This window comes from Singulisphaera rosea (assembly GCF_054877945.1).
Window position 1 is genome coordinate 616,952 of sequence record NZ_JBTYIP020000001.1, and the last position, 25,379, is coordinate 642,330.

Consider the following 25,379-nt stretch of genomic DNA (forward strand, 5'->3'; position numbering starts at 1 on the left):
CTTTTTCAACAGATGGCACAGATGGTCACAGCTGAAATGAAAATCGCAAGAGATATTTAAAATTAAACATTTTAATTATCCGTGTTCAATCCGTGGCCAAGAATCCCTGATCGAATCCGAGGTAAAAGCCCCGTCCCCTCGCTAGCGAGGGGCCGGGGCCTTGATGTTTCGTCGGATCAGTGGATCGAGAAGCCCGGTCGGTACTCGCGGCGGATGTATTGGTCGGCCGCGGAGTTGTTCTTCACCTTCATGGCCGCGGGATCCCACTCGATCTTGCCGCCGACCTTGAGGGCGACGACGCCGAGGAGGACGGTCTCGGTGAGTCGGCCGGCGTACTCGAAGTTCGAGAGCGCCTTGGTCGAGTCGCCGGTCTTGATCGCGTCGACCCACTCGGTGACGTGGCCGGGGGAGCGGGGGAGGGTCGGCTTGGGGGGCTTGAAGTCCTTGAACCGCTCCTTCGGGAGCAGCACGTACTCCGAGCCGTAGTCGTCCTTCGAGAAGAAGGTGCCCTTGTCGCCGACGATGATCAGGCCGCTGCCGGCGAGCTTCTCGTCGTGGATGAGGTGCTTGAATGCACGTTTGTCCTCGGGGAGCTTGTTGCCGCCGTCGTACCAGGTCATGGTCAGCGGGGGTCGGCCGTCGCGCTCGCCGAACTGGGTGCGGATGATCGACCAGAGGGGGTAGGTCTCGTGGTCGACGATCCCCGAGGTGTCAACGACCTCGACCGACTCTGGGTCGAACAGGTTCAGGGCCATGGCGGCGATGTTGATCGTGTGGCAGGCCATGTCGCCGAGGGCGCCGGTGCCGAAGTCGACCCAGCCGCGCCAGTTGAAGGGGAAGTAGCTGGGGTGATACGGCCGGTCCGGGGCGGGGCCGAGCAGTTCGTACCAGTGGACGCCGTTGGGGACGCCGGGGGTGGACTTGGGGCGGGGGACGCCTTGGGGCCAAATCGGGCGATTGGTCCAGACGTGGATCTCCTTGATCGTGCCCAGGGCGCCCGACCGGATCACCTCGATGCCTTCGCGGAACCCGTCCTTCGAGGTCCCCTGGTTGCCCATCTGGGTCGCCAGCTTCTTCTCGGCCGCGAGCGTCCGCATGACGCGGGCTTCCTCGATCGACCAGGTCAGCGGCTTCTGGCAGAAGCAGTGCTTGCCCATCTTCATCGCCATCACGCTCGCCGGCGCATGGCTATGGTCGGGCGTGCTGACGGTCACCGCGTCGATCTTCTCGCCGAGGTCTTCGAGCATCTTCCGATAGTCGAAATACTTCTTGGCCTTGGGGAAGCGCTCGCCCATCTTGTCGAGTCGTTCTTCGTCGACGTCGCAGAGGGCGACGATCTCTCCATGCCTCCCCGCCTCGCGGGTGTCGCTATCACCCTTGCCACCGACGCCGATGCATGCGAATCGCACTTTTCCATTCGGCGAGTCGGCCTTCGGCTCCTGGGCGGCGGCGGGGTTCTGTCCCAGCAGGGCCGAGCCCGCGGCGCCGGCCACTGCGCCCTGCACGAGAAACTTGCGACGAGTGTGGACGAACATCTTCAAGGTTCTCCTCGGAAGATTCGCGCGGCCCGATCGTCGGGGCCGACCTTCGCGCAAGCGCGAGCCCGAACGGCGACCCAAACTTTCCGACTTTCCGGCGCACGGAGTGGTAAGGAGCTCGAACGCCCCACAGTATGTCGCGCCCGAAGTGCGGCCGCAATCGACTGACGCCCCACCCGTCACGATCCCCTAAATTGATCCGAGACACCTCGACATCCCGAAGAATGCCCGAGGTGTCCACTTCCTGAATTGAGCAGACCCTCCCGGGCCGATCGGCTCACGATCGGCCCGGGAGTGCCGAATATCGTTCAAGGGGCTTCGATGAGGACAACCGAACGGCTCCTCGCGGGGATCTTGACCTCGACCAGGGCCCGACGTTCCGGATCGAGAGTCACGTCCTGGGTAGCCCCCTCGTCGACGCGGACGCGGGCCCGGTCTTTCAGACCCGATAAGGCCAAGGGGAGCGAGATCTTCCTGACGATCGCGACGTCTCGAGGGTTGTAGACCAACGCAAGTCCTCGTTCCTTCAAGCGAGGGTTGATGTGCAGCCAGCCGTCCCAATCCCGGCCGTCCGCGCGTCGCAGGTGGATCAGGTCCGAGTCGAGGATGGCGCGATGGGCCTTGTAGAAGCCGACCCACTTCTTGACCACCGCTTTCGTCTCCTCCGAGTCGTAGAGCCGAGGGCCCCGATAGCACGCCTGGACCCCGGCGCCGAAGAGGTTGGCGAGCCGACTCTCGTAGTGGTCGAGGTGCTCGTGGAGCGGTTCGATCGTCGCCGAAGGGCCACCGCCGTGGTACTCCGTCAGCGGCACGAACATCCAGCCCATGCTCGGCGTCTTCTCCCAGGTGCCGTCGAAGATGTTCTGCCGCTCGATCAACTCCTGCTGCGCCCTGGGCAACGACCAGTTCGTCTCGCGATAGCCCATCGCGCACTTATTTGATCCGTTCAAATAGTACCAGTCGGGGACATTCAAGTAGATTCCCCGGCCGCGGCACCAACGATAGAAGTCCCGGATCCGCTCCCACTGCTTCCACTGCGAATCCCCCAGCCCGCGGTGCCCAGGGTGCGACGTGGAGGCGCAGACATCCCCCGGATACGAGCCGTCATGCTCGAGGATGCCCGCCCCGGTCGTCTCGAAGAAGTGGTAGAGCTTGGCGAAATACCCTTCGCCCCATCGACTGCACAGGCAGGGCGACTCGCCGAAGGTCATGCCGCCGGTCTGGCCCGTGGCGGGGTTGATGCAGTCGGTGGCCGGCCCGATCGAGCGGCTCGCGAGGAGCGAATACCCCCCGATCTCGATCCCCTTGGAACGGGCGTACTCCTCGAGCGACTTGATCGCGGCGAGATACTTCGGGTCGGGGTTCTCGATGTTGAACCCGCTCCCGAACGTCATGATCACCATCTCGAAGCCGACCTCCGCGCACTGGTCGATGGCCGCCTTCACCGAGGCGGGGTCGGCGCTCCGCACGTGCATCAAGATCGGGTTCTCGGTCACCCAGGGGGCCAGGGCCCGATAGGCCTTCCGGACGGCCAAACCTCGACGCTCGCGGTCGGTGCCGTCGTGGAGGATTTCGAAGACCCGGAAGGATTCGAACGTATCCCCGGGGGCGACGTCCACATCCGGCCCGAGCTTCGGCGAGCATTCTAGCAAGCACGGGGTCTGGCGTTCGTAGTGGACCTGGGTCTCGTAGAGGGGGTCGCTCTTCCAGGCCACGGCGGGGTCGTCGACCTCGCGGGTCATCCCCCCGCCGAACGAGTAGTCGGTGAACGCTTCGAGGTTTCGGAGCGAGCGGCGGAAGTCGGCCGCCTTGCCGCCGACGTTCGACTCGGGTTCGACGGCCGCGAGTTGCTCGGCGACGAAGGCGTTGATGTGCGCGGAGCTGTTGGATTCGTTGTGGATGGTAAGCCACTTCGAGAGGAGCGGAAGGCCGTCATAGAGCTCGTAGTGGACTTCGACGCGCAGGCCCGAGAGCGAAGAGCGTGGCGGCTTCGTCCCCGCGTCGGGGTCACCATAGGCTGAGAAACGCTCGACCCGACAGCGTTCGAGCGGGCCTTTCTCGGGATAGTCGACCGAGGCGCCCCGATCCGAAGTCTTGCCGAGTCGGACAGAGGAGGGACTCCCCAAAGGCTGGGCGAAAGAAAGGGTTCGACCGACCTGCCAACGCGAGCCGTCCTTGGAAAACTCGCAAATCAAGGCCCCGTCGACGACCCTCATCCGGAGCCAGTAGGGTTTGCCCGGCTCGATATTGGAAACGTCCTCCTGGTGCCCGTCGATCGTGACCCCGAAGTGGCCGGGGGCGATCCGGAGGTACCACTTGATGACATGGTCCGGCCAGATCAGGGTCATGCCGGGTCCCCACGTCGTGCTCTTGTCGGTCCCCGGGTCGACTCGGCACTCGACGACCCGGGTGCCGGGAGGCAAAGGCCGTTCGGCGAACACGCAGGTGTTCTCGCACGCCATGATCTCGCCGAACTTGCCCTCGTTCCGGAACGACGACCGATCCGACGCGGCGCTCGCGTGGATCTTCCACTCGGGCGAGGCCTTCAAGAGGTCGTCTTCGAGGAGGATTTTCCGGTTCCCCGTCGCGGCCTCGGCGACCGCCTTGATCATCTCCGGGGTCGCTCGGTACGCGAACGTCAGCCTCGCCCCGGGCGCGGGCCAGACTGCCGGACCGCTCATCCAGTTCTTGCGAGGCTTCCAATCGAATCGGGGCTCGGTGGCACCGATCCGGATCCCGACGCAATGCCAGTCGACGGGGTCGTCCTTCATCAACTCGAGCATCGACGGAGTCAGGAAGTTGTGAACGGGCTGGCCGCTCAATCCCCCGACGTCGAGGCGGTGTCCGTCGACCTCGATGATGGCCTCCGGGCGAACACCCCTGAGGAACGACTCGCCAGTGCCGAGGTGGTCAAGGCCGACCGTCGCGACGTTCGGTTGCAGCCGAAACGTTCGGCGCACGAGGCCGTTATCCAGGACCAGCTCGCGGTCCGATTCCCCTCGATAGACCTTCGCCTTCGAGAACGAGCCGTCGACCAGCCAGTCCTCGCCAACCTTGGTCTCGCCCAGAGGGCTCGCCTGGGGCAGCCCCCTCGCGTCGAGGGCCCGCAGTTCCCCTTCGGCCTGCGAGGCCCTCGGCGTTCCCAGGACGGCGAATATGACAATCCACGCGGCGATTGTTTGTCGGAACACTTTTGGACGATCCCCACCTGCCGTTGAATCACGACCGTTCGACGTCCGACATCGTACAAACTCTCGACCAACATGCGAGAGGCTCAATCCTCGCAATACGGCCTCCTTAATTCATGAACCATAAGATCCGCAGTCGTCATAAATCCACCAAATCTACACGTTCTTTCGAGACCAACCCCCGCTTCGGAGCCGGCCTTCCGCCGAAATCTCCCGCTCAGAGGCCGACCCTCGCGAGAGGCCCTCGACCGTTTGACCGACGACGTCCTCCCCATCCTTCCCTCGGCATCGTTCAGGGCGCGGGGATCGCCTTCCAGATCTTGGCGATGCCTCGCAAATGTTTGAGGTGGTCGGGCCCTTCGACGCCCGAGAAGCCCAGGACGAGAAATCGTCCCTTCGCGGCACGTCGGGTTTGTGACCAGCCGTCGCCCCAGTCGATCCCGGTTGCCTCCACGGGGGCACCGACTTCGCGGATGAGGTCGTCGGCCGTCTCCGTCGTGCTCGCGTAACCCTCGGGGACCTGGGCGGAATGCGTCAGGAGCATCGTACGGCGCCCCGCCGCGGCCTCGTCGGCAAACCGTCGAAAGCCTTCCATGAGCGTGTGGTCCACCTGTTTCTTCGACGGGTCGCCTTCGTACCCGCAATACAGGGAGTCGGCCATCACCAGGGCGTCGATCCTCGCGACGTTCGCCGGAACCTTGAGGATCTCGCGGACGCCGCCGAAACCCGCGCTGAAGGAACTCACGACGACCCGCCCCTCCTTCGGTTCTCGGGTGAGCCCGGCGGATTTCGTCGCCTGGAGAGTCGAGTCGAGCAGGCGAGCAAACAGGCGTTCGTCCTTGAACGGCTCGGTATAGACCCGCGAGAGTCCCTTTCGATTGAACTCGATCAGGACCGCGCTCCAACCGGTGTCGACCAGCGCCGGCTCGACTGTCGTGGGAGCGCCATGGAGATGGAGCACGACGTCGACGGTGTCGCCGACCGGCCGATACGCCGGAGGGATGAAGAGCGTGGCATCCCCGAGGTCGACGTGACGGCCAAGCGCGTTGGCCTCGGGTGCCTGGGCCGCCAGTGTGACCGCGATCCAGAGTCCAATCGTACTCATCGGTTTCTCATCCGGTAATGATGGCCCCAACACGTCCCAGCCCCACGCGCCGGGAACGCGTCATCGTTTCATCCGCCCTTCGAGTGGCGTGGAACCCCGTCCTCGAGTCAAGGAGTTACCCCCTCGAAGACGTGGGTTTGCCTGGCGCCCCGGGTCTCGACGAAAAACTGGGACTCGAGGGGGTCACTGACCTCGCGTCCGAGGGCCTATCAACGCATACTGGGCGTGCAGGCTCGAACGTCGGGGAGGGAACGTCGCCCGACTGCGATCACACGGAGGTGCCTCATGCTGGACTTGCACACACGTTTGCGGCGAGAGTCGCCGGCGACTCGGCTCCCGTTCCTGGATGGGATGCGCGGGCTGGCCGCGCTGTACGTGGTGCTCCACCATGCCGCCTTGATGGTGCCCCCCTCGGGATTATCGGGGCCTTCCGTCGCCGCGAGGTTCCTCCTCCGCCACGGGCACTACGCGGTGGCCGTCTTCATCGTCCTCTCGGGCTATTGCCTGATGCGCCCGATTGCGGACGACCCGTCGGCGGGGCTCCAGGGCGGATTCTTGAAGTATCTCGGTCGAAGAGCCAGGAGGATTATTCCCCCTTACCTGGCGGCGCTCCTCCTCTGCTGGGTCGCCATCGCCATGATCCCGGCCCTGGGACGAGCCGCCCAGGGGCGTTGGACTCGCGCCTTGCCCGCCAACGACACGGGGGTCGTGGTCTCGCACCTGCTCCTCGTCCATAACCTCGACGAACGCTGGATTTTCAGGGTCGATCCCCCGATGTGGAGCGTCGCCACGGAATGGCAGATTTATCTCCTCTTCCCGCTTTTGCTGGGCATCCGGCGGCGAGGGGGTATTCTAGCGGCCGTAGGCGCGGGGTTCGCGATCGGATTCGGGGTCGCGGTCCTCTCGGGACCGCTCCGGAATCCGGCCCTCCGACAACTCTGCCCCTGGTATCTTGGCCTGTTCGCACTCGGAATGGCGGCGGCCGTCGCTTCGACGAGACCGAGGTTGGTTGTCGTCGAGCCCCGAACGAATGGGCCGATGCTAGGGCCAGGCCTCGTCCTCGCCGCCGTGATCCTCGCGGGAGCCGCGTTCGCGGGGCAGAATGATCGCGATATCATGATCGCCGATCCCCTCGTCGGTGCCCTGTCGGCCGCTTTGCTCGTCCGCCTGTCACGCCTCTCGATGCTCATGACCGCAGGGCCGAAGCGTCCCGTCCTCCGACTCCTGGAATCTCGAAAGGTCGTCGCGCTCGGCTCCATCTCCTACAGCCTGTATCTCACCCATTTCCCTGTGCTTGCCCTTACCGATGCGTTCCTGATCCGAGCGGGGATGGGGACGGATGCCCGGCTTTGGGCCCTGATCTTGGCGGTCACGCCGCTGTGCGTGTTGGCCGCAACGGGGTTTTCTCAGGTCTTCGAGCGACCGTTTCTTCGAGGAGAACCGGTGTCCTCCCCGATCCGTCGCATCCTTTCCACGCGAGGCCATACCTCGATCTCGATCGGCCGGAGCCCGGGGGCGTGAGCCGAAAGGTTGAGGAAGCGAGGCGACGACTTTACAGAGCTTTACGCCGTGCTTTGCCCCAGGCCATCATAATGGAAGGCCCGGGCTCGCCGAGGCTTTCTCCGATCGAGGACCGGTCTTCACGCGTCCACCTCGAGGTTCGATCGACGGGAGGCACACTTCGATGGGACTGTCCGAGGACTCGACGAGGGTCGTCACCGAACCAGGCGAGGCCTCGATGGGACGCGCCGCCTCGAACGATGCCCGAGTCGGGCCGGAGATGGGCCACGAGCCGATCTCGGTCCTGCTCGTGGACGACGACCTCGAGCTCTGCGAGCTGATGCAGGAGTTCTTCGGCCGCAGGAACCTCCGACTCGAGATCGCCAATGACGCCGGGCTCGGCCTGGCCAGGGCACTCAAGGGGGGACACGACCTCGTCCTGCTCGACGTCATGATGCCGGGAACGGATGGGTTCGAGTTGCTGAGGCACGTGAGGCGGCAAAGCCTGGTGCCGGTCATCATGCTGACCGCCAGGACTTCGCAGGTCGATCGGGTCGCCGGGCTCGACGCGGGTGCCGACGACTATCTCCCCAAGCCCTTCGGCCCCGAGGAGCTGCTGGCGCGGATCCGGGCCGTCCTCCGCCGCTCGAGGAGGGCCCCGGAACGAGTCGAGGTCCTCGAGACGGATGGGATCAAGCTCATTCCCTCGGCGCGCGAGGTCCTCTGCGAAGGGACTTCGGTGCCCGTGACCGCCATCGAGTACGACATCCTCGAGGCCCTGGTCCGCTCGGCGGGCCGGACGGTCACCCGTGAAGAACTCACGACGACGATCTATCGGCGCAAGGTGTCGCCGTTCGACCGGGCGATCGACATGCACGTGAGCAACCTCCGGAAGAAGCTCGGGGCACGGAGCGAGATGATCCACACGGTGCGAGGGACGGGCTACTTGTTTCGCGCAGGGCTCCCGGACAGGGCGGGGCGATGAGCTCGATCTTCTCCAAGATTGTCCTCTGGGCCATCGGGATGACCGTTTTGTCCCTCGTCGGGGTCTTCGCGACCTCGCGAATCCTCGATATGTACCAGCCGAGACGAGTCGACTTCATCTCCCGAACCCTGGCGCTCCAGGTCGAAGGGGCCCGACGCGCCTTCGACGAAGGAGGGCAGGGGAGGCTCGCCGACTACCTCCGGCGTCTCGACGAACTCTTCGAAGCCGAGCACACCCTGATTGATGCCAAAGGACGAGACCTCGTCACGGGGGAGGATCGCTCGGACCTACTCAACCGCGCGACGACACCTCCCCAGCCTCCGAGCCCCTTCGGCGGCCGTTTCATGCTCGCGAGCAAGCCGGAAGCCAAAGGGGCTCGCCTCCTCGTGAGGGTTCCCCCGCCTCGAGGTCCTGGCACATTCCTGCCGTACTACCTTTGGATCCTCCTGGTCATCGGCGTCTTCGGCTACGCCCTGGCCCACCACCTCGCTCGGCCGCTTCGACGGCTCCGCGACGCGGTCGATCGGTTCGGGCATGGCGACCTCGCCACCCGGATCGGCTCGAAGCGCCGAGACGAGATCGGCGAGCTCGGTCGGGCGTTCGACCTCATGGCCGGGCGCATCGACAGCCTGATGACCTCGGAGCGCCGGCTCCTGCAAGACATCTCGCACGAGCTCCGCTCGCCCCTGGCCCGGCTGGGCTTCGCGGTGGCCCTGGCCCGCTCGAGCGACGACCGCGACGCCGCGATGGACCGGATCCAGAAGGACGTCGACCGCCTCTCGACCCTCGTCGACGAGGTCCTCCAACTCTACTCCGCCGAAGGCGACCCCCAGACTCGTCGGATGGGAGACGTCCCGCTCGACGAGCTCCTCGGGTCCCTGGTCGAGGATTGCGGCCTCGAAGCCGAAGCCAAGGGGTGTCGCCTCGAACTCCTCGCCGAGGATCCGGTGGTCGTCCAGGGCGACCGAGAGTTGCTCCACCGGGCCTTCGAGAACGCCCTCAGGAATGCGATTCGTTACGCCCCCGACCGAACGCCGGTCGAGATCGCGCTCCACGTGCAGGGCAACTCGGCCTTGATCTCGATCCGGGACCACGGCCCCGGCGTCCCCGAGCCGATGCTCGACGCGATCTTCGAACCCTTCCAGCGCGTCGCCCGCGACCGCAGCCGCACCAGCGGCGGCGTCGGCCTCGGCCTCTCCATCGCCCGACGCGCCGTCGAGCTCCACCGGGGCCACGTTCAAGCCCGCAACGCCCAACCCGGTCTCCATATCAACTTCACCCTCCCCGGCGCCCTGGTGAGACCACGACTCGAGGTCGGCAGCCACGCCGGCCACCCGGATGAAGCCGAGGCCCTCACACCGCGAATCCCGTAAATTTGGTGCGAGGTTGTCGATATCGCATTGTTCTCCTCGACAACCCGAAGTGCCAGATCGTCGATGGTGAGCCTCGATTCGAGGCCCGATCGGCCATCAACTCAAATTTCCATTATTTTTCACATAATAACTCAAAACATCAAGCGCAAGGGACCATAGGAGTTACGCAGCAGTATTCGCCCGTCCGTTGATTTCGATCGGTTGGGCCGCTCCCGAAACAGCCGGGGAACCCCAACGGTCGCAAACTCTCCACGGATGGGCAGATTTCAAGAACGAAAGTCTAGACTGCCTAACTCCTACGAGATTCACCCCTGCTCGCTTTGTGGTGCGTAAGACCGTAGTGCGAGAGCCCGGTGGAGTGTGGAGATCGGGGAGGAGTGTCGATACCCGGGGAAGGTCGGCGATCCGGCTCCTGACGTGCTCAGATTCGAAGCCGGTACTGCTGCCTGGCTCCACGGGCTTGGTCGATGGCGTCCGTCACGGAAATCGTGCCGCCAAAGGTCCGCGAGCCCCATTTGGAGCGGCGGACGAGGTCGTCCCCCGTGTCCAGGTCGAGGAAATGCACGGCTTGGACGATCACCGCGTGAAATCCGGTCAGATCCGCGCGAATCTCGGATGCGACAGCAGACCACTCCGCCTTCGGGCCAGCGACGACCAGGTAGAGGCCCACCTGATAGAAGTAAGGTATCGTCAAGAAGTGCCTCTTCGTCGCCCTTCGGGCCGCAAGCAGAAGATCCGGCTGGTCCTTGACGGCCTCCCAAGACAGGACGCCCAAGGCGTATCGCCCTAGAGCCAACCAGTTTACATCACGCAGCAAAAGCGTGAAGGGATCGGCATAGAGGCTTGCTCCTGAACGGTATTTCGAGGGGTAGAGGAGGCCGCTCAGGTTTTTGGAGAATTCGTGAAGATCCACCGACAGCCTCCGAAATCGTGTCACTCGTGCGGGGTCCTACTCCTCTGACATTCTTTGACAACGAGTCATTCCAAGCCCGAACCTTCTGTGGTCATTCCTTTGATGAACCAGATCTTGAGGACGGCTTCCGAGTCACGCGGCAGATGCGGGCCATCTTGGAATGGGATCCAGCGTCCGGGCGATGAACCTCGTGTCCCCCGGATTTTATGTGCATCAAAGAGTACAAACTTCATCAAATATGACTGAATAGCAAACACAAGATGCCGGCGAATGACCGCGCCTTTTGGCTCTCCTGTGCCGATCCACTCGTCGGCACTTCCTCGATGGCGTAGAGCCCTGGGGAACGACACGTTAGCGCTTCTCACACGCGTTGCGCACGTCTGAGGAAAACGGGGACTGGCTCCCGGCAGGATCAGGCCGGGGCTCTCGCGAATCGACGTCGAGGCCAGGTGCCTGTCTCAATCTTCCGGGCCATCGCCGTCCGCTGCGGCGAAGACGGGGACAGGCAACCGCTCCTCGCTCCGGAGCCAGTCCCCGTCTTCGCCTCCGCTCTCGGATCGTAGGCTGGTCATGCCGTGTGCTAGCCACATATTAGCCGATCTAGAGCGGCATACGGTAGGGATGCACACGGCAGGTCGTGTCCGTCACCCGAGAGCGGAGGCGAAGACGGGGACTGGCTCCGCTGCGCAGCGGAGGCGCCTGTCCCCATCTTCGCCGCAGCGGACGGCGATGGCCCGGAAAATGGGGACAGGCACCCGGCCTCGAGGTTCCTCCGCGAAGAGCCCGGCCTGATCCTGCCGGGAGCCAGTCCCCGTTTTCCTCAGACCTGCGCAACGCGTGTGAGATCCGCTCTAGAATAGGAGCAAGCCCGGACGGTCAGGTCAATGTCGCGAGCGACTGGCCTCGTCCATCGTCGAGAATTCCTCGGCTCTTAGCTCCTTAAGTCGTGGACAAGGGAAGGCGCGAGTTCAAGCCTCGAGGGTTGCGTCCAGAGTGATCTCGGCGTTCAGGAGTTTGGAGACCGGGCACCCAGCCTTGGCCTTCCCGGTCAGTTCCTCGAACTTCGCCTGATCCGCGCCCGGGATCTTGGCTTTCAAGGTCAGGTGGACGGACGTGATAGCGAAGCCATCGCCGACCTTGTCCAAGGTCACGTCCGCCTGCGTTTCCATCCGCTCAGCCGTCAGGCCGGCCTCTCCGAGGATCAGCGAGAGGGCCATCGTGAAGCATCCGGCGTGGGCCGCCCCGATCAGTTCCTCGGGGTTCGTACCCGGCTTACCCTCGAAGCGGCTGCTGAAGCCGTAAGGATAATCCTTGAGCGCCCCGCTCCGGGTCGAGATCGCGCCCTTCCCGTCCTTAATCCCGCCCTGCCAGACGGCCGAACCGTGAGTCTTCATCACTTCGATTCCTCGAGATGTCCTGCCTTGTTAGGGCGATCCCCGATCGTCCCAATCGGTGCCATTCTACAGAGATCGCCCACGCGACGCCCCAGCCAGGTCGAACGATTCCTCTGTACGACGATACGGCATTGATCGCGACGAGGATCGGGTCTCAGGTGCGATCACGCGTTCGGCGTCTGCCGACCGGGACGACGTCATCCTAAAGAACAAGCAACTTACTGGACCATTCGAAAACGGATACGAGACGACCTCGGCAGTTCACCAGGAAGGACCTATGATTGGCGAGGTCAACCGCAATCCTAACCCGGCTCGGTAGGATCGACGGTCCGGGTCCACCAAAGGCCGGCGAATAGCTTTGCCCCCGTGTCCTTGGCGTAATTGGAGGCGCTCGTCAGGGCGCCACCGACCTTGTCGACCGACGCGTGGAAGAGAGCCTTGGCGATTCGCGCACTCCCCTCGGTCACGATGGTACCGAGATGCAACGCGGCTTCCGCGGTTGCGACCCGACGCAGGGCGGCTTTCCGCGGCACCACAAGTGCTCCGCAGTACTTCTTGGCGATCATGCCGACCCGGAGAGTGAGGAATGCGTTCGCGCTGCCGCTCAGGACGCAGTGGGTGAAGACGGTCCCCGCGGTGTGAAATCCCGGCACGCTCGCCCCGAGGGCACCAATGGCCGAAGATAGGATGGGTTCAACCTGTTCGCTCAGGTCGATGTCCTGGATCTCTCCAGCCGCGAATGCGGTACCGACGACATTTGCATACAGATAAGATAGGTCTTTGACGCTAGGTCGTTGGTAATAGAGATGGGCGATTGACCAGACCATTCGCGTCTGCGCGGCTAGGACCAGGAGGCTGTCGAGCCGCCCGCTTTGCGAAATGGCCGTCGAGATGAAGACGGTCGACGCCGCCTGTTCGATGATCTTGTTCGACTTCTCACCCAGCACCCCGATCGCGGCCTCGACACCCATTCGACCGGCAAGGTCGTGGTCCTTCAAGTGCGGGTTGGTCGCCAGTCGCTTGCGGAGTCGGCCGAGATGGGCATCAAACTCCGGACCTTCGTCGGTCAGCGGAGGTTCAAGTGGGCTCGGGAGCCTGAGGATCATGACAATCGGCGTTCCGATCAGCACGCTATACGCCGTCAAGAGTGTCAGTAGCGTCACAGTCCCGCACAAGGGGTGCAAGGTTGTCGCGAGTTGGACGACCTGAGCGGTCTGGTTGACCACCAGGACCACGAAGCTCAAGAGTATGGTCCCGCTCGCGAAGACGGCGATCAAGCGAATCGTTCGGGCCATATCCACTCTCCCAGCCCAGTGCATCCCAGTTTGGCCACATGCTCCGAGGCCACCGTGGGAGCACCTCTTGACTCATTTCCGCATGTCGTCAAATTGTCGACCCGTTATTCTTTTACAATATCTAACGGATGTCGAGCCGGCAACCCGGGCACGTGGAAAGTGGCGACCACCCACGGGGTTCGACTTGGGTTCGGCTTTATTGAAACTTGAGCCTGGCCCGTAACTCGACGATATCTCCCTCAAACTCCTTCGACTCCACCTCGAGGTCATCTCCGCCAAGGCCGTCAGAAGCCCAGCCAAAATTCGAGTTGGACGGATTACCATCAAATGTTAAACTTTAGACAGACGGGGTCGTCCTTCGGCCCGGCACGTACCCCGATTGGGTCCTAGCTTTCGGAGGTGTTCGATGGGCCATCGCGAGATCAACTGGGCGGACGGCTTCGCGACGAGACGGGGTTTCCTTCAGGTGGGATGCTCCAGCCTCCTGGGGATGGGTTTGCCGGGCTTGCTCGCGGGCCGGGAGGCGGTGGCCGCGTCGGGGACGGCGACGGGGCGGGCGAAGTCGGTGATCGTGATCCTCCTCAGCGGAGGCTTGGGTCAGCACGACTCGTTCGATATGAAGCCCGAGGCCCCCGAGGCGTTGCGCGGCGAGTTCAAGCCGATCGCCACGAAGGTGCCCGGGATCCGGATGTGCGAGCACCTTCCCGGCCTCGCGGCGCGTTCGGAGAAGCTCGCGATCGTCCGCTCGATGTCCCACCCCGACGGGAACCACCTGACCGCCGTCCACCGGATCCTCACGGGTCAGGCCTCCGCACCCCGAGGCGCCACCGACCTCGACCGGGTCGCCTCGCGCGACGACTTCCCCTGTTACGCGGCCGGGGTCGACTTCGCCCGCCGTCGTAGCGACGGAATCCCCAACGGTGTCGCCCTTCCGCTTCGCCTGGTCGAAGGGCCACTGACCTGGCCGGGTCAGGACGCCGGCTTCCTCGGCCCCCGTCACGACCCCTGGCAGCTCCGACTCGACCCGGCCCGCCCCGAGGCGAAGGACGACAGTCTCTCCTTGCCCGAGGGCCTGGACCCCGCGCGGCTCCATCGCCGCCGCCACCTGATGAGCCAGTCGTCGCTCACCTCCAGCGGCGACTCATTCGTCGACCAGCAGGACGCCGCGCTCGCGCTACTCTGCAACGGTGAGGTCGGCAAGGCCCTGGACCTCGACCACGAAGACCCCCGCCAGCTCGATCGGTACGGCCGGCATCTCTTCGGACGCTCGCTCCTGATGGCCAGGCGCCTCGTCGAAGTCGGCGTGCCGATCGTCCAGGCGACGATGGGGATCGTCCAGACCTGGGACACCCACGTCGGCAACTTCCCCAGGCTCCGCGACGAGCTCATGCCGCCCCTCGACCGGGCCGTCTCGGCGCTCCTCGACGACCTCAGCACCCGGGGGCTCCTCGACGAGACCCTCGTCGTCATGCTCGGCGAGTTCGGCCGCACGCCCCGGATCGCTCCTCTCACCCCGGGCGACGTCCCCGGCCGCGACCACTGGCCCGCGGTCTTCCCGGCCGTCTTCGCCGGCGGAGGAGTCGTCGGCGGACAGCTCATCGGCAAGTCCGACCGTCTCGGCGCCTACCCGATCTCCCGAACCTTCGGCCCCCCCGACCTCGCCGCCACCATTTACCACGCCCTCGGCGTCGACCCCGAGACCGAAGTCCGCGACCGCCTCGGCCGACCTCTTCGACTCACCAGCGGCGAAGTCATGACCCCGCTCTACACGACGGCGGCTGTCTGACTCCGAAATCAAATCCGTTGAGGTACTCGGACGGTACTGCGATCCTTCTCAGACCGTCGCCCCAGGTTCGCTCCGACGACGCTCCAGTAGATCTCCCAGCGCACCGTCGAGCCTTGGGAATCGAAATTCGAATCCCTCCTCCTCGAGTCGCTTCGAGACCACATACCGTCCATAGAGGGCGAGTTCCGGATCGGTCCGCAGCAACCATCTCGCTCCGATTCGGACCATCCAGGGAAACGCCGGTAGCCCGAATGGCATGCCGACGGCGTGGCGTAGCTCTCGCATGAATGCCCGCTGGGGGACTGGGTTTGGCGAGGAGGCGATATACGGCCCATGCATGGCACCGTCGGAGAGGGCGCGTTCGAAAAGGCGATTCATGTCCAATTCATGGATCCAGCTCATCCCTTGAGTTCCCGATCCAATCGCTCCACCCAGGCCCATTCTCGTCAACTTCACGAGCCGGGACAACGCACCACCCCCGGCCCCTCGGTCAGGCCCCAGGACAAAACTCGTCCGCAAGAGGACCGACCGCTGCGAGGGCAGGACGCTTGCGTGGAACTCCCCCTCCCACGCGCGCCCGACGAACGGCGCAAGCCCGTATCCGAAGGGTGACTCCTCCGTGCAAGTGACCTCCGGCGGGTCGCCGTAAATGTGGGCTGTGCTCATCTGCACCCAAACCGGAGGTGGGTTGTCGACCCCTCTGAGGGCCAAGCCCAGCACTCGCGTCGCCTCGACCCGAGAACGAAGGATCTCGTCCCGATGGTCAGGTGTCTTGACGCAGTCGATGCTTCGTCCCGTCAAGTTCACCAGGCCGACAGCACCATCCAGTTCTCGGCGCCAATCGCCAACCGTGCGACCATCCCAACAGACGTGGCGCCACGGCCCGCTCAACTTGGGGGGCTGGCGAGAAAGCAGGACGACCGACGTCCCGGCTTCGGCCAAATGGGCGGCGAGAGCAACTCCCAGGAAGCCACTACCCCCCGCGATCACCACGCGGCCAGGTTGCAAACGCTCAGTCATCGCGTCATCCTCTCCTCGCGAGGAGCCCGGGGTCGCACAACAAGCCCATCCCCGGCAAAATCCAAGAAAGCTGCAAGCATTTATCCAACGGTCATGCCGACGCCTTGTAATTCATTGGATAGACCGTATCTTTGAAAGGCAGCCAGGTATTCGAGGGCTCTCATTTCAGCCGATTTCTGCACAGCGACCGTAACGGTGCGACGTGGACTGATTCAATCGGATGTCACTTGGGCCCTAATTTCATCAGCTATTCTCATTTTATAAAAGGTGTTGATCCAATGCCAACGCCGAGAAGATCTCACTTCGAATCTCGACGCGCCTTCCTGCGATTCGCTGGGGCAATGGGCTTAGCCTCTTTCTCAAGTGTGAGAGCGTCCTTTGCCATCGACGGACTGCCGGCCCTTGGGAACCAAAGAACCCCCGGGCAGCTCGTGACCATCACGGAGGGCGAAGAGGGGACGCTCTCGATCATCGCTCTCGATTCGGAAACCGCGAAGTGGAGAGAAGTCACGACCTCGGCCTTTTATTGCCGCCTCTCGCCCGACGGAACGATGGTTGCCTACGCGATCGGGACGGAACTCTGGCTCTGCGCATTGAAACCCGGTTCCAAGCCGGCTCTGCTCGGAAACGTCGGTAACCCCAACGCCGCCGACGACCCATCCAGGACATTGGCCTGGATGCCCGATGGGAAAAGTGTGATCGCGAGCGCCCCACTGAAAGAATTCGAATCGCGGTTTACCACGTTCCGTTGCGAGATCGACGGAGGAAACTTCACGGCGTTGCGCTTACCGGAAACCCACTGCATTCTTGATATTTCCCGCGATCGCCGTTGGATCTTAACTTGGGGAAGGCGAAATGACAGTGAGGCGGGCCAGCTCTACCGAATGCGCCTGGATGGCACCGAAGAACGCCAGCTCACGAGGGAACCCGCGATGGGCGGAGCCACGGGAGGCCGCTTGTCCCGAGACGGATCCAAGATCATCTATACCCACGCGGACGAAGACCCCAAGAATCATGGCTTGTTCTTGATCAATGCGGACGGATCGAACCGGCGCCGAATTCATCACGCATCCGCGTTGGCGTGCTGGTCGCCCGAAGGTGATCGTCTTGCCATCGCGACGGACGACTACGCGGCCAAGCCTTTCGCCCCCCCACGTAGGGTTGAAGACGCGGCAGTAGCCCCAGCACCCGTTGACGCCCCTCCCAAAGAGAACGAAAGGGCAAATCTCGCCGACGGGGAACTGGATGTGCCCCCCCACGGACGGATCGAGATCATCGATCTACAAGGTAAAAAGCTGGCATCGTACCCCTTGCCCCAGGGCAAAAGACCCTATGGAGTGGACTGGCGATGAGGCGGTACGGTAAACGCGACTGATGACCCATGGTTCGAGGAGTTCGAGGCCGACAAACTCGATTAGGTTAACAGCGGGGTTGGTTGTGTGGCCAGATCGAGGAGGCAACGACGCCGTCGAGGAACACTCCGGTGAACCCCACTGTGCTTAACGGGTCTCGTTACGACCAAAGGATTTGGTCAGAGCCGCACCCATTGGGATTCGGGGCAGCCCGGCGGAGACGCTTCATGCGGTGTGAACCTCTGATCGACCTGGCCGCTCGCCATCTCGGCCCCTTCGTTTCCGACCGCAGCAGGTTCTCGCTGTTCATCAGCCGCGACCAAGACTCTTGCTTCGGAGCCCTGGTTCGCCTTGAATCCGAAGAGTTCGTGCTAGCGGTCGTTCGTGATCGTGGTAAGGAGTGGATTACTGTCGGCACAAAGGTCCGGGCAGGGCCACGCAAGCCACTGCGCTGGTGGCCCCTCGGACATCTCATCGCATTTCTCGAAGGCTTGCCTGATCCTTATCCTGTGAGCGATCTCGCGAGGGAAGCCGAATGGCTGACCCAACGAGCGAATCAGATTCTCGACACCTCGTTGATCAACTCGGTCAGTCTGAGTCGTTGGGCCGTGAGAGCCTCTCGACGGACCTTCGGTCCGCCGTGAAAGGTCGTTCCCCCGAATCTCACTCGGTATGGAACCGAATCGTCTGGCAGGAGTCAAAGAGGTAACGTCCAGGTTTGATCCGTCGAAGGAATCGTCGTCAGCCCGCCGGAGTGAGTGGGAGTGTGGCATCGAGGAGGTTGAGAGCATGCGATGGCGGGATGGACTCGTCACGGTAGGAATCATCCTCGTTTTCGTTCCAAATTGTATGTGCATCTCTCGATTGCGCCATACCTGCGTCATCTGTCGACTCGAACGCGTTGATGCGGAGTGCCTCGGACTCCTCCGTTCTTCCTACGCCGAGACCGAATGCAGCCTCTGGTACGCAGCCCACGTCGAGCCGAAACACACCCATATCTGGGAGCGAAGTGCTTGCCGATCGAGGAGCAACCTGTTCGGTCTACCCATGAGCGTGGCGTGCCAGTCTGGGAGTTTTCCCATCTTGCTTCTCTCCCCAACCACGCAGTTGAAAGCCTATCAGCGCTTCCAAGATCCTCGGGAGGCTAAAAAAGTGTTCGCCAACCTCACGGAGGCGAAGACCCACGATGACTGGCTCGATGACGCCGGCGAGCATCAGGCCCTCCTGACGGTGTATGCGATCGAGGCCTGGGAGGAAGCAGGCTTCCCCGGTGCGTGGGATACGTGGTGGGATCAGTTTCTTGCGAAGACGATTGAGGACCGTCGGGATTGGGTCGAGTGGTCTCAGGAGGGCAGCAGATTATCCTTTCACGAATGGAAGAAGAGTCGGCGGAATTAAAACCTGTCACCTGGACCTGATCGGATCCTGGAGCGAGCTTTGTGATCAAAATTGAGCGCCACTAAAATTAGGATTTTGAAAGCTGGGCGTAATACTTGCGGTCGGTTGCTCCTGCTTGATCCTCCAAAAGCCGTTCGGCGGTGCCCACCCTACACAAACCAATATCGATATCATAACTGACGTAATCAAGAATTTTTATATCGCCTATTACTCGCTAGATCTGGGTGCCGGCTTGGTCCTCCATCGCTTTCGAGCTCATTCCGGCGGTAGATATTTGATGCGACTGGTGCATAGTGGTTCAGGCCTCGTCGCGGAACGAGAGTACTTCGGCAGCGATATCCCGGCCCGTGTTCTGGAGGAACTCAAGACGAAGTTGCAGACGGAACTGGTGCGGGTCGATTCGAGTCTGAAACCGCCCCTGTTGGACAGCTAACCTCACCAGCCAGGCTTAGATCGCCAAAGGATCAATTTCAACTCTTACCGATCTCAATCACGAAGTGGAAGCCACACGTCTCTCTGGGACCAGAGCAACGATGTGCATCGCGAGGCGTACACAGGGACGTGACTGACGATACGAGCTCACCGCGATAAAATCGAACCCTATCGGACGGGCGCTCCGCCAAGCTCGACCAATCGGCGGCGGAGGTCCCAGCTCGTGGTGCTGTCCATGCGGCGGATGGCGTCGCCTTCGTCGAATTCGAGGTCGGTGGTGACGCCGAGCCAGCAACGGATCCGTTCGGGAGCCCCTTCCATAGAGGTGGGAACCTTCCAGCAGCGGGCGAAGCCGTCGATGGAGGCGGTGGCGAGGCGGCGGCCGTCGAGGCTGAAGGCGAGGGCGGTGACGGTCCCTCGGTGCGACAGGGGAGGGCCGATCGGCAGGGCGGTGCGGGTGTCCCAGAGACGGGCGGTTCCGTCTCGGGCGGCCGTGGCGAGAGTGGTGCCGTCGGGGCTGAAGGCGAGGGACACGATGGGATCGTCGTGGACGAGGGGTTCGCCGATCGGGAGGCCGGCGGCGGCGTCCCAGAGGCGGGCGGTGCCGTCTTCGCCCGAGACTGCAATCGTCGAGCCGTCGAGCACGAAATCGAGGTTGAGGATCGCGAAGCGGTGGTCGAGGCTGAGGGCGGGGACGCGGCGGTCGAGGTCCCAGAGGCGGGCCTTGCCGTCGTGGCAGCCGGTGAGCAACATCCGCCCGTCGGCCGCGAACGCCAGGGACGAGACGCAGCGGTCGTGACGGAGCGATTCGCCCCAGGCTTTGCCTGTCGCCGTCTCCCAGAACCGGACGTGCCCCTCGTCGTCGGCGGTGGCCACGAGAGTCCCGTCGGGCGCGAAGGCGAAGGCGCGGATCGGCCCGGAGAAGTCCTCAGGGGCGACGACCGGCACGCCGTCCTCGTGGTTCCAGAGGAACGAGCCACCGGCCTGGCAAACGGTCGCGAGCAAGGAGCCGTCGGGGCTGAAACGGACAAAGAGAAGTGGGGCACCGCAGGCGAAGGGGCTCCCCGATAGCTCGCCTGTGTCGAGGTCCCAGAGCCGTAGGGTCCCGTCGTCACAGGCCGTCGCGAACCGTTTTCCGTCCGGGTGGAACGCCACGGAGCGGACAGGGCCGTCGTGGGGCAGATGACCCGAGAGGGGGGTGCCCGTGGCGAGATCCCAGACTCGGGCGTTCCCGTCTCGGCTCGCGGTCAGGAGTCGGCGACCGTCGGGGGCGAACGCGAGGGCGTCGACGGCCGCGCCGTGCTTCAGGGTGCGTTCCAAGAGCTTGGCCCCGACGTGCCATCCGGAGAGGCTGGCACGGATGACGCGGTCGAGCTCCGGGGGAGCCTGCTCGAGGGCCCTGGCCATCCAGAGCATCCCCTCGGCGAGCTTGTCGCGGCCGAGGAATCCGAAGGCCCGCTCGAGGCAGAGGCGGGCCATCGTCCCCTTCATCTGGTTCAGGGCCTGCTCCTGCTCGCCCCGATAGCGGACGTCCGCAAGCCAGGCCTCGAGCTCCTGGGCGATGTCGAGGGGAGATTCGTAGCGATCCTCCGCCCGGAGCGCCATGGCCTTCAGGCAGATCGATTGCAGTGCGGGATCGACGCCACGCTTAACTCGACCTGGCGCGGGGAAGATGCCGCGGATGACTCGACTCAGCACGCCCTTCAGGTTGTCCTCGGGGAAGGGGGCACGTCCGGCGAGGAGGTAGTACAGGGTCGCGCCGAGGCCGTAGACATCGCTGGCGGGGCCGACCCGCTCGTGGTCGGCCGAGGCCTGCTCGGGGCTCATGTACCGGGGGGTCCCGACGAGCGAGCCGGGCTGGGTCATTGAGGCCTCGTCCTCGGGGCCGTGGAATGACCGCCACTCGCCCTCGTCGAGACCCGCGTCGCCGAGCGGCTTCGCGACGCCCCAATCGACCACGAGGGTCTCGCCGAACCGCCCCATCATGATGTTCTCGGGCTTGAGGTCGCGGTGCACGACCCCTCGGCTGTGGGCGTAGGCGACGGCGTTGCAGACGTCGATGAGGCAACCGAGCAACTTGCGGAATTCCAGGTCCCGGCCGGGTCCGTGGGCCTCGGCCTTGTCGGAGGAGTGGAATCGGTCGATCGCCGAGCGGAGGGTCTCTCCCTCGATGAATCGCATGGCGTAGTAGGGCCGGCCGTCGGCGTATCGCCCGAGGCCGTAGACCGGCACGATCCCCGGATGTTCGAGCCGGCCCGTCAGCTCGGCTTCGAGCAGGAACCGGGCCTGGCTCGGGGGATCGAACGCACGCTGGGCGCGGAGTTCTTTCAGGGCGACGGTCCGGTTCAGCTCGGGGTCGAGGGCGACGAAGACCTCGCCCAGGCCGCCTCGCGCGTGCGGCCGGACGACGCGATAGCGGACACCGGGGTCTTCGACAGCGGAGCGGGTCGCGGTCTCGTCCGCCGGCTCCTTGCCGACGTGGGCGACCGTCGCTGCGAGTTCATGCTCCCCGACCGAGCCTGTCGCCGACGATGCTCGGGTCGCGAGGAGACGCTCCACGGTCGTCTCGATCGAGAGCCTCGTGCGGCTCGCAAAGGGGCCCGAGTCCGCCAGGATCTCGGAGAACGACCGTGACGAATCCTCGTCGAGGCTCCAGGCCCGGAAGGCGTCGACGAGTCGATCGCGGTCGATGTGCCCTTGTTCGAGGGCGACAAGGCCGAAGAGGAGGTCGCGGGAGGCGTCGCGTGGCTCGGCCATGGGCACCGTCCTCGATCGGTCGGAGAGGAGGTCTCGACTCCCGTCGCCATGATCATACGCACATCCCCCCCGGCGAGAAAAGCGCAAGCGTCAAGGCAAGGTCGTGGCTGGAAGAATCATCATAAAGACACAAGGTTTTCCTGAAGAGAGTCTCTCGTTGTGGCCTTGTGTCTTGGAGGTAGAGGGCACGTTCGATTTTTTTGGAGGAGGTGTCGATTCGCTGGCTCGCCGTTCGTCTTACAAGAGCCGACGGCATAAGAGTGCCGATTCGGCCCGTGTTCTCAAGATTTTACGGACAAGGAGTCCTGCGATGATCTTTCGAACGATTTCCCTGGCGACCCTGGCTGCGCTCGTCGTCCTCGCGTCGGGTGCTCATGCGGGCGAGGCCACGTTGTCGGATAATCAGGCCCGGTTCGAGGCCCTCAAGGGGCTGGCGGGCGACTGGGTCGAGGCGGACAAGGACGGGAAGCCGACGGACAAGCTCGTCTCTCGTTTCCGGGTGACTGCGGCCGGAACGGCGGTGGAAGAGACGATCGCCCCCGGGTCGGATCACGAGATGGTCACCATGTATCACCTGGACGGCTCCGACCTCGTCCTGACGCACTTCTGCGTGCTGGGCAACCAGCCGAGGATGAAGGCCGAGCCGGCCACGGACTCGAAGACGATCGCATTCAAGCTCACCAGTTGCGGCAACCTCAAGTCGGAGAACGACAATCACATGAACCAGGCGACGTTCCATCTGGTCGGCAAGGACCGCTTCCAGGCGGAATGGGTGGCTTGCAAAGACGGCAACGCGTGCCATACCGTCAAGCTCGACCTCGTGAGGAAGCCCTGATGACCGGGCGTCTCGTCGGCGAACTCCGGGCCGTGAACTGAACTCAACCGTCGCAAGATCAAGGAGGCGATCGATGGCGAAATTCATGCTCATCCTCCACTCGAACCCGGCCACGTTCGAGGGCCTCTCGCCCGAGGAGATGCAGCGGGTCTTCGAAAAGTACCAGGCGTGGCGGGAGAAGATCCAGGCCGCCGACCGATTGGTCGTGAGCGATAAGCTGATGGATGAAGGGGGCAAGGTCCTCACGATGCAGAAGGGACAGGTGAATGTCGTGGCGGGCCCGTATAGCGAGGCCAAGGAGGTCGTCGCGGGCTACTACATGCTCCGCGCGGCCGACTACGACGAGGCAATTGCACTGATTCAAGACTGCCCGCACCTGCATTTCGGCCGCATCGAGCTCCGGCAGACCGACCCGATGGGATGCGGGGCGGAGTAATGGTCCGGGAACCTCGGGTCGACGAGTTGGTCGAGCATCTGTTCCGCCACCAGGCGGGGCGGATGCTCGCCGTCCTGACGCACATCCTCGGCTTCGAGCACCTGGACTTGGCCGAAGAGGTGGTCCAGGAGGCCTTGCTCCAGGCCTTGCGGCAGTGGCCGTTCTGCGGGGTCCCCGAGGATCCCCGGCGCTGGCTGCTCCGCGTGGCCCGCAACAAGGCGCTCGACGTCCTGCGCCGAAAAGCTTCGCTGAAGAAGAAAGAAAGAGCCCTCGAGGAGCGGTTCCAGGAGCTCCAGGCCAGCTCCGGGGAACTCGAAGCCCCCGACGACGACTTCGGTGACGAGCAGCTCGCGATGATCTTCGCGTGTTGCAGCCCGGACCTGACGCCGGAAGCCCGCGTCGCGTTGACGCTGAAGGCCGTGAGCGGCTTCAGCGTGGCCGAGATCGCCCGCGCCTTCCTCGCGGAGGAGTCGACGATCGCCCAGCGTCTCGTCCGGGCCAAGCGGCGGATTCGGGACCTCGGAATCACCCTGGTCCTGCCTCCCCCATCGGAGCTCCCTGGGCGGCTCGACTCGGTGCTCCAGGTCCTCTACCTCCTCTTCAACGAGGGTTACGGAGCCCATGCGGGCGAAGACCTCGTCCGCGAGGACCTCTGCGGCGAGGCGATGCGCCTGGCCCAGCTCCTGGCCAATCGCCCCTCGACGGCGCTCCCGAAGGTCCACGCCCTGCTCGCGCTCTTCTTCTTCCAGGCCGCCCGCTTCTCGACCCGCGTCGACGGCGACGGCAATCTCCTTCTACTCGAGGAACAGGACCGAGGTGCGTGGGACCGAATTCTCCTCGCCCAGGGCCTCGGGCAACTCGAGCACTCCTCGCAGGGGGATGAGGTCAGCGACTACCACCTCCAGGCCGGCATCGCCGCCGTCCACGCCACGAGCCCGTCATTCGCGGAGACGGACTGGCCCTACCTCCTCGGCCTGTATGACGAGCTCTTGAAGACGTCGCCCTCGCCGATCGTGAATTTGAACCGCGCCATCGCCCTGTCTATGGTCGAAGGCCCCGAGGCCGCGCTCCGCTCCCTCGACCCGCTCGTCGACGACCCTTCGATGAAGAACTACTACCTCTTCCCCGCCGTCCGCGCCGACCTCTTCCGTCGCCTCGGTCGCGACGACTTCGCCGCCTCCTGCTACCGCGAGGCGCTCGACTGTCCCTGCACCGAGCCCGAACGTCGGTTCCTCTCGAAGCGGCTCGAAGGGCTTCGCGGGTGAGGGCAACACTCGGCCGGAAAGAGCTTTGGAGCGACCGCTTGCTTGCCCGAAGCGCGAGCGAGTGAATTCTCATTCGATAAATCAAAGAAGTTTCACTCGCTTGCGCTTCGGGCTTGTATCAAAGAGACGCGGGCGCCGGCTCGGATCGTTGTGTTTCCATCATGAACCCTTGACGAGGCCCGCCAACAGTTTAAAATCGAACCAATGGAACCCGGGCGCAAGACCAAACTGCGGATCCTCAGCGGGCACGGCGTGCCGCCGGAGCAACGGGGACACGCCGCGCTGATGACCCTGATGCGGATCTTCGGTCGGATGACGGGCCGAGCCTCCGAGATGGCCAAGCGTCATGGATTGACGCTCTCGCATCTCGAGGTGCTGCTGTGCCTCAACCAGAGCGAGGGCGTCAGCCAGCAGGACCTGGCCGAGCGGTTGTTGGTGACGAAGGGCAACATCTGCGTGATCATGCAGAAGATGGAGTCGGCCGCCCTGATCGAACGGCGGTCGGACCCGGATGACCAGCGTTTCCATCGGCTCTATCTGACGTCGGCGGGCAGGGCGAAGCTTTCCGAGATCCTCCCCGAACGCATCGCCATGACGGGCCGCATGCTCAAAGCCCTCACACCGGCCGAGCAGAAGACCCTGCACGAATTGCTCTGCCGCATCGACGACACGTTCAACGAGGATGACGACTCGCAAGGAAGGGCGGATCTATCCGCGGATGACGCAGTTTGACCCAGATAAAATCGTAAAAATTTCAGATTTTCTCTGCGTTTATCTGCGCCATCAGCGGATCGCCTTCCGTCCTAA

General features: G+C 63.8%; 18 protein-coding genes. 10 read left to right on the forward strand and 8 right to left on the reverse strand.

Annotated features, from left to right (window positions below; all coding sequences use genetic code 11):
- Nucleotides 1-176 precede the first annotated feature (176 nt).
- The 3 genes from ACYOEI_RS02380 to ACYOEI_RS02390 all read right to left on the reverse strand — a co-directional run bounded on the left by ACYOEI_RS02380 (nt 177) and on the right by ACYOEI_RS02390 (nt 5,831).
- Nucleotides 177-1,535 carry a Gfo/Idh/MocA family protein gene (locus ACYOEI_RS02380; RefSeq protein WP_462847663.1) on the reverse strand — a complete coding sequence of 453 codons (1,359 nt, stop codon included), beginning with the start codon at nt 1,533-1,535 and terminating at the stop codon, nt 177-179.
- A gap of 311 nt (nt 1,536-1,846) precedes the next feature.
- A complete protein-coding gene (locus tag ACYOEI_RS02385; protein ID WP_462847664.1) occupies nt 1,847-4,729 on the reverse strand; it encodes a hypothetical protein in 2,883 nt (960 codons plus the stop codon).
- 289 nt (nt 4,730-5,018) lie between these two features.
- Entirely contained in the window at nt 5,019-5,831 is an 813-nt protein-coding gene (locus tag ACYOEI_RS02390) for a hypothetical protein (protein WP_462847665.1), read from the reverse strand.
- A gap of 285 nt (nt 5,832-6,116) precedes the next feature.
- Here ACYOEI_RS02390 and ACYOEI_RS02395 point away from each other — a divergent pair, with 285 nt between their 5' ends.
- The 3 genes from ACYOEI_RS02395 (at nt 6,117) to ACYOEI_RS02405 (ending at nt 9,689) form a co-directional block, all read left to right on the forward strand.
- On the forward strand, nt 6,117-7,352 hold the full coding sequence (locus tag ACYOEI_RS02395) for an acyltransferase family protein (protein ID WP_462847666.1): 1,236 nt from the start codon (nt 6,117-6,119) through the stop codon (nt 7,350-7,352).
- Nucleotides 7,353-7,515: 163 nt separating this feature from the next.
- Complete coding sequence (locus ACYOEI_RS02400; protein ID WP_462847668.1) at nt 7,516-8,316, forward strand: response regulator transcription factor; 801 nt, start codon at nt 7,516-7,518, stop codon at nt 8,314-8,316.
- On the forward strand, nt 8,313-9,689 hold the full coding sequence (locus ACYOEI_RS02405) for a sensor histidine kinase (protein ID WP_462847670.1): 1,377 nt from the start codon (nt 8,313-8,315) through the stop codon (nt 9,687-9,689). Before ACYOEI_RS02400 ends, ACYOEI_RS02405 begins: the two co-directional genes overlap by 4 nt.
- A 421-nt stretch (nt 9,690-10,110) precedes the next feature.
- Here the strand turns inward: ACYOEI_RS02405 and ACYOEI_RS02410 are convergent, their stop codons facing one another.
- From ACYOEI_RS02410 to ACYOEI_RS02420, 3 genes are all read right to left on the reverse strand, one after another.
- Nucleotides 10,111-10,602: a hypothetical protein gene (locus ACYOEI_RS02410; RefSeq protein WP_462847671.1), complete on the reverse strand. Its 492-nt coding sequence runs from the start codon at nt 10,600-10,602 to the stop codon at nt 10,111-10,113.
- Nucleotides 10,603-11,570: 968 nt separating this feature from the next.
- Nucleotides 11,571-11,996, reverse strand: coding sequence for an OsmC family protein (locus tag ACYOEI_RS02415; RefSeq protein ID WP_462847672.1), 426 nt, complete (start codon nt 11,994-11,996; stop codon nt 11,571-11,573).
- A gap of 302 nt (nt 11,997-12,298) precedes the next feature.
- On the reverse strand, nt 12,299-13,291 hold the full coding sequence (locus tag ACYOEI_RS02420; RefSeq protein ID WP_462847673.1) for a DUF697 domain-containing protein: 993 nt from the start codon (nt 13,289-13,291) through the stop codon (nt 12,299-12,301).
- A 406-nt stretch (nt 13,292-13,697) separates the two neighbouring features.
- Here ACYOEI_RS02420 and ACYOEI_RS02425 point away from each other — a divergent pair, with 406 nt between their 5' ends.
- Complete coding sequence (locus ACYOEI_RS02425; RefSeq protein WP_462847674.1) at nt 13,698-15,077, forward strand: DUF1501 domain-containing protein; 1,380 nt, start codon at nt 13,698-13,700, stop codon at nt 15,075-15,077.
- A gap of 48 nt (nt 15,078-15,125) precedes the next feature.
- On the opposite strand, the gene ACYOEI_RS02430 is transcribed toward ACYOEI_RS02425, so the two are convergent.
- Nucleotides 15,126-16,097 (reverse strand): epimerase, encoded by a 972-nt coding sequence (locus ACYOEI_RS02430; protein WP_462847675.1) that lies wholly within the window; start codon nt 16,095-16,097, stop codon nt 15,126-15,128.
- A gap of 431 nt (nt 16,098-16,528) precedes the next feature.
- Between ACYOEI_RS02430 and ACYOEI_RS02435 the strand changes: the two genes are divergently transcribed.
- Entirely contained in the window at nt 16,529-17,449 is a 921-nt protein-coding gene (locus ACYOEI_RS02435) for a TolB family protein (protein ID WP_462847676.1), read from the forward strand.
- 1,083 nt (nt 17,450-18,532) lie between these two features.
- Nucleotides 18,533-18,847: a hypothetical protein gene (locus ACYOEI_RS02440; protein ID WP_462847677.1), complete on the forward strand. Its 315-nt coding sequence runs from the start codon at nt 18,533-18,535 to the stop codon at nt 18,845-18,847.
- Nucleotides 18,848-19,447: 600 nt separating this feature from the next.
- Here the strand turns inward: ACYOEI_RS02440 and ACYOEI_RS02445 are convergent.
- A complete protein-coding gene (locus tag ACYOEI_RS02445; protein WP_462847678.1) occupies nt 19,448-22,036 on the reverse strand; it encodes a WD40 repeat domain-containing serine/threonine protein kinase in 2,589 nt (862 codons plus the stop codon).
- 310 nt (nt 22,037-22,346) lie between these two features.
- Here ACYOEI_RS02445 and ACYOEI_RS02450 point away from each other — a divergent pair, with 310 nt between their 5' ends.
- From ACYOEI_RS02450 to ACYOEI_RS02465, 4 genes are all read left to right on the forward strand, one after another.
- Nucleotides 22,347-22,871, forward strand: coding sequence for a hypothetical protein (locus tag ACYOEI_RS02450; RefSeq protein WP_462847679.1), 525 nt, complete (start codon nt 22,347-22,349; stop codon nt 22,869-22,871).
- A gap of 73 nt (nt 22,872-22,944) precedes the next feature.
- Nucleotides 22,945-23,307 carry a YciI family protein gene (locus ACYOEI_RS02455; protein ID WP_462847680.1) on the forward strand — a complete coding sequence of 121 codons (363 nt, stop codon included), beginning with the start codon at nt 22,945-22,947 and terminating at the stop codon, nt 23,305-23,307.
- Nucleotides 23,307-24,572, forward strand: coding sequence for an RNA polymerase sigma factor (locus tag ACYOEI_RS02460; RefSeq protein WP_462847681.1), 1,266 nt, complete (start codon nt 23,307-23,309; stop codon nt 24,570-24,572). Before ACYOEI_RS02455 ends, ACYOEI_RS02460 begins: the two co-directional genes overlap by 1 nt.
- Nucleotides 24,573-24,776: 204 nt before the next feature.
- On the forward strand, nt 24,777-25,304 hold the full coding sequence (locus tag ACYOEI_RS02465) for a MarR family winged helix-turn-helix transcriptional regulator (protein WP_462847682.1): 528 nt from the start codon (nt 24,777-24,779) through the stop codon (nt 25,302-25,304).
- Nucleotides 25,305-25,379: the final 75 nt, after the last annotated feature.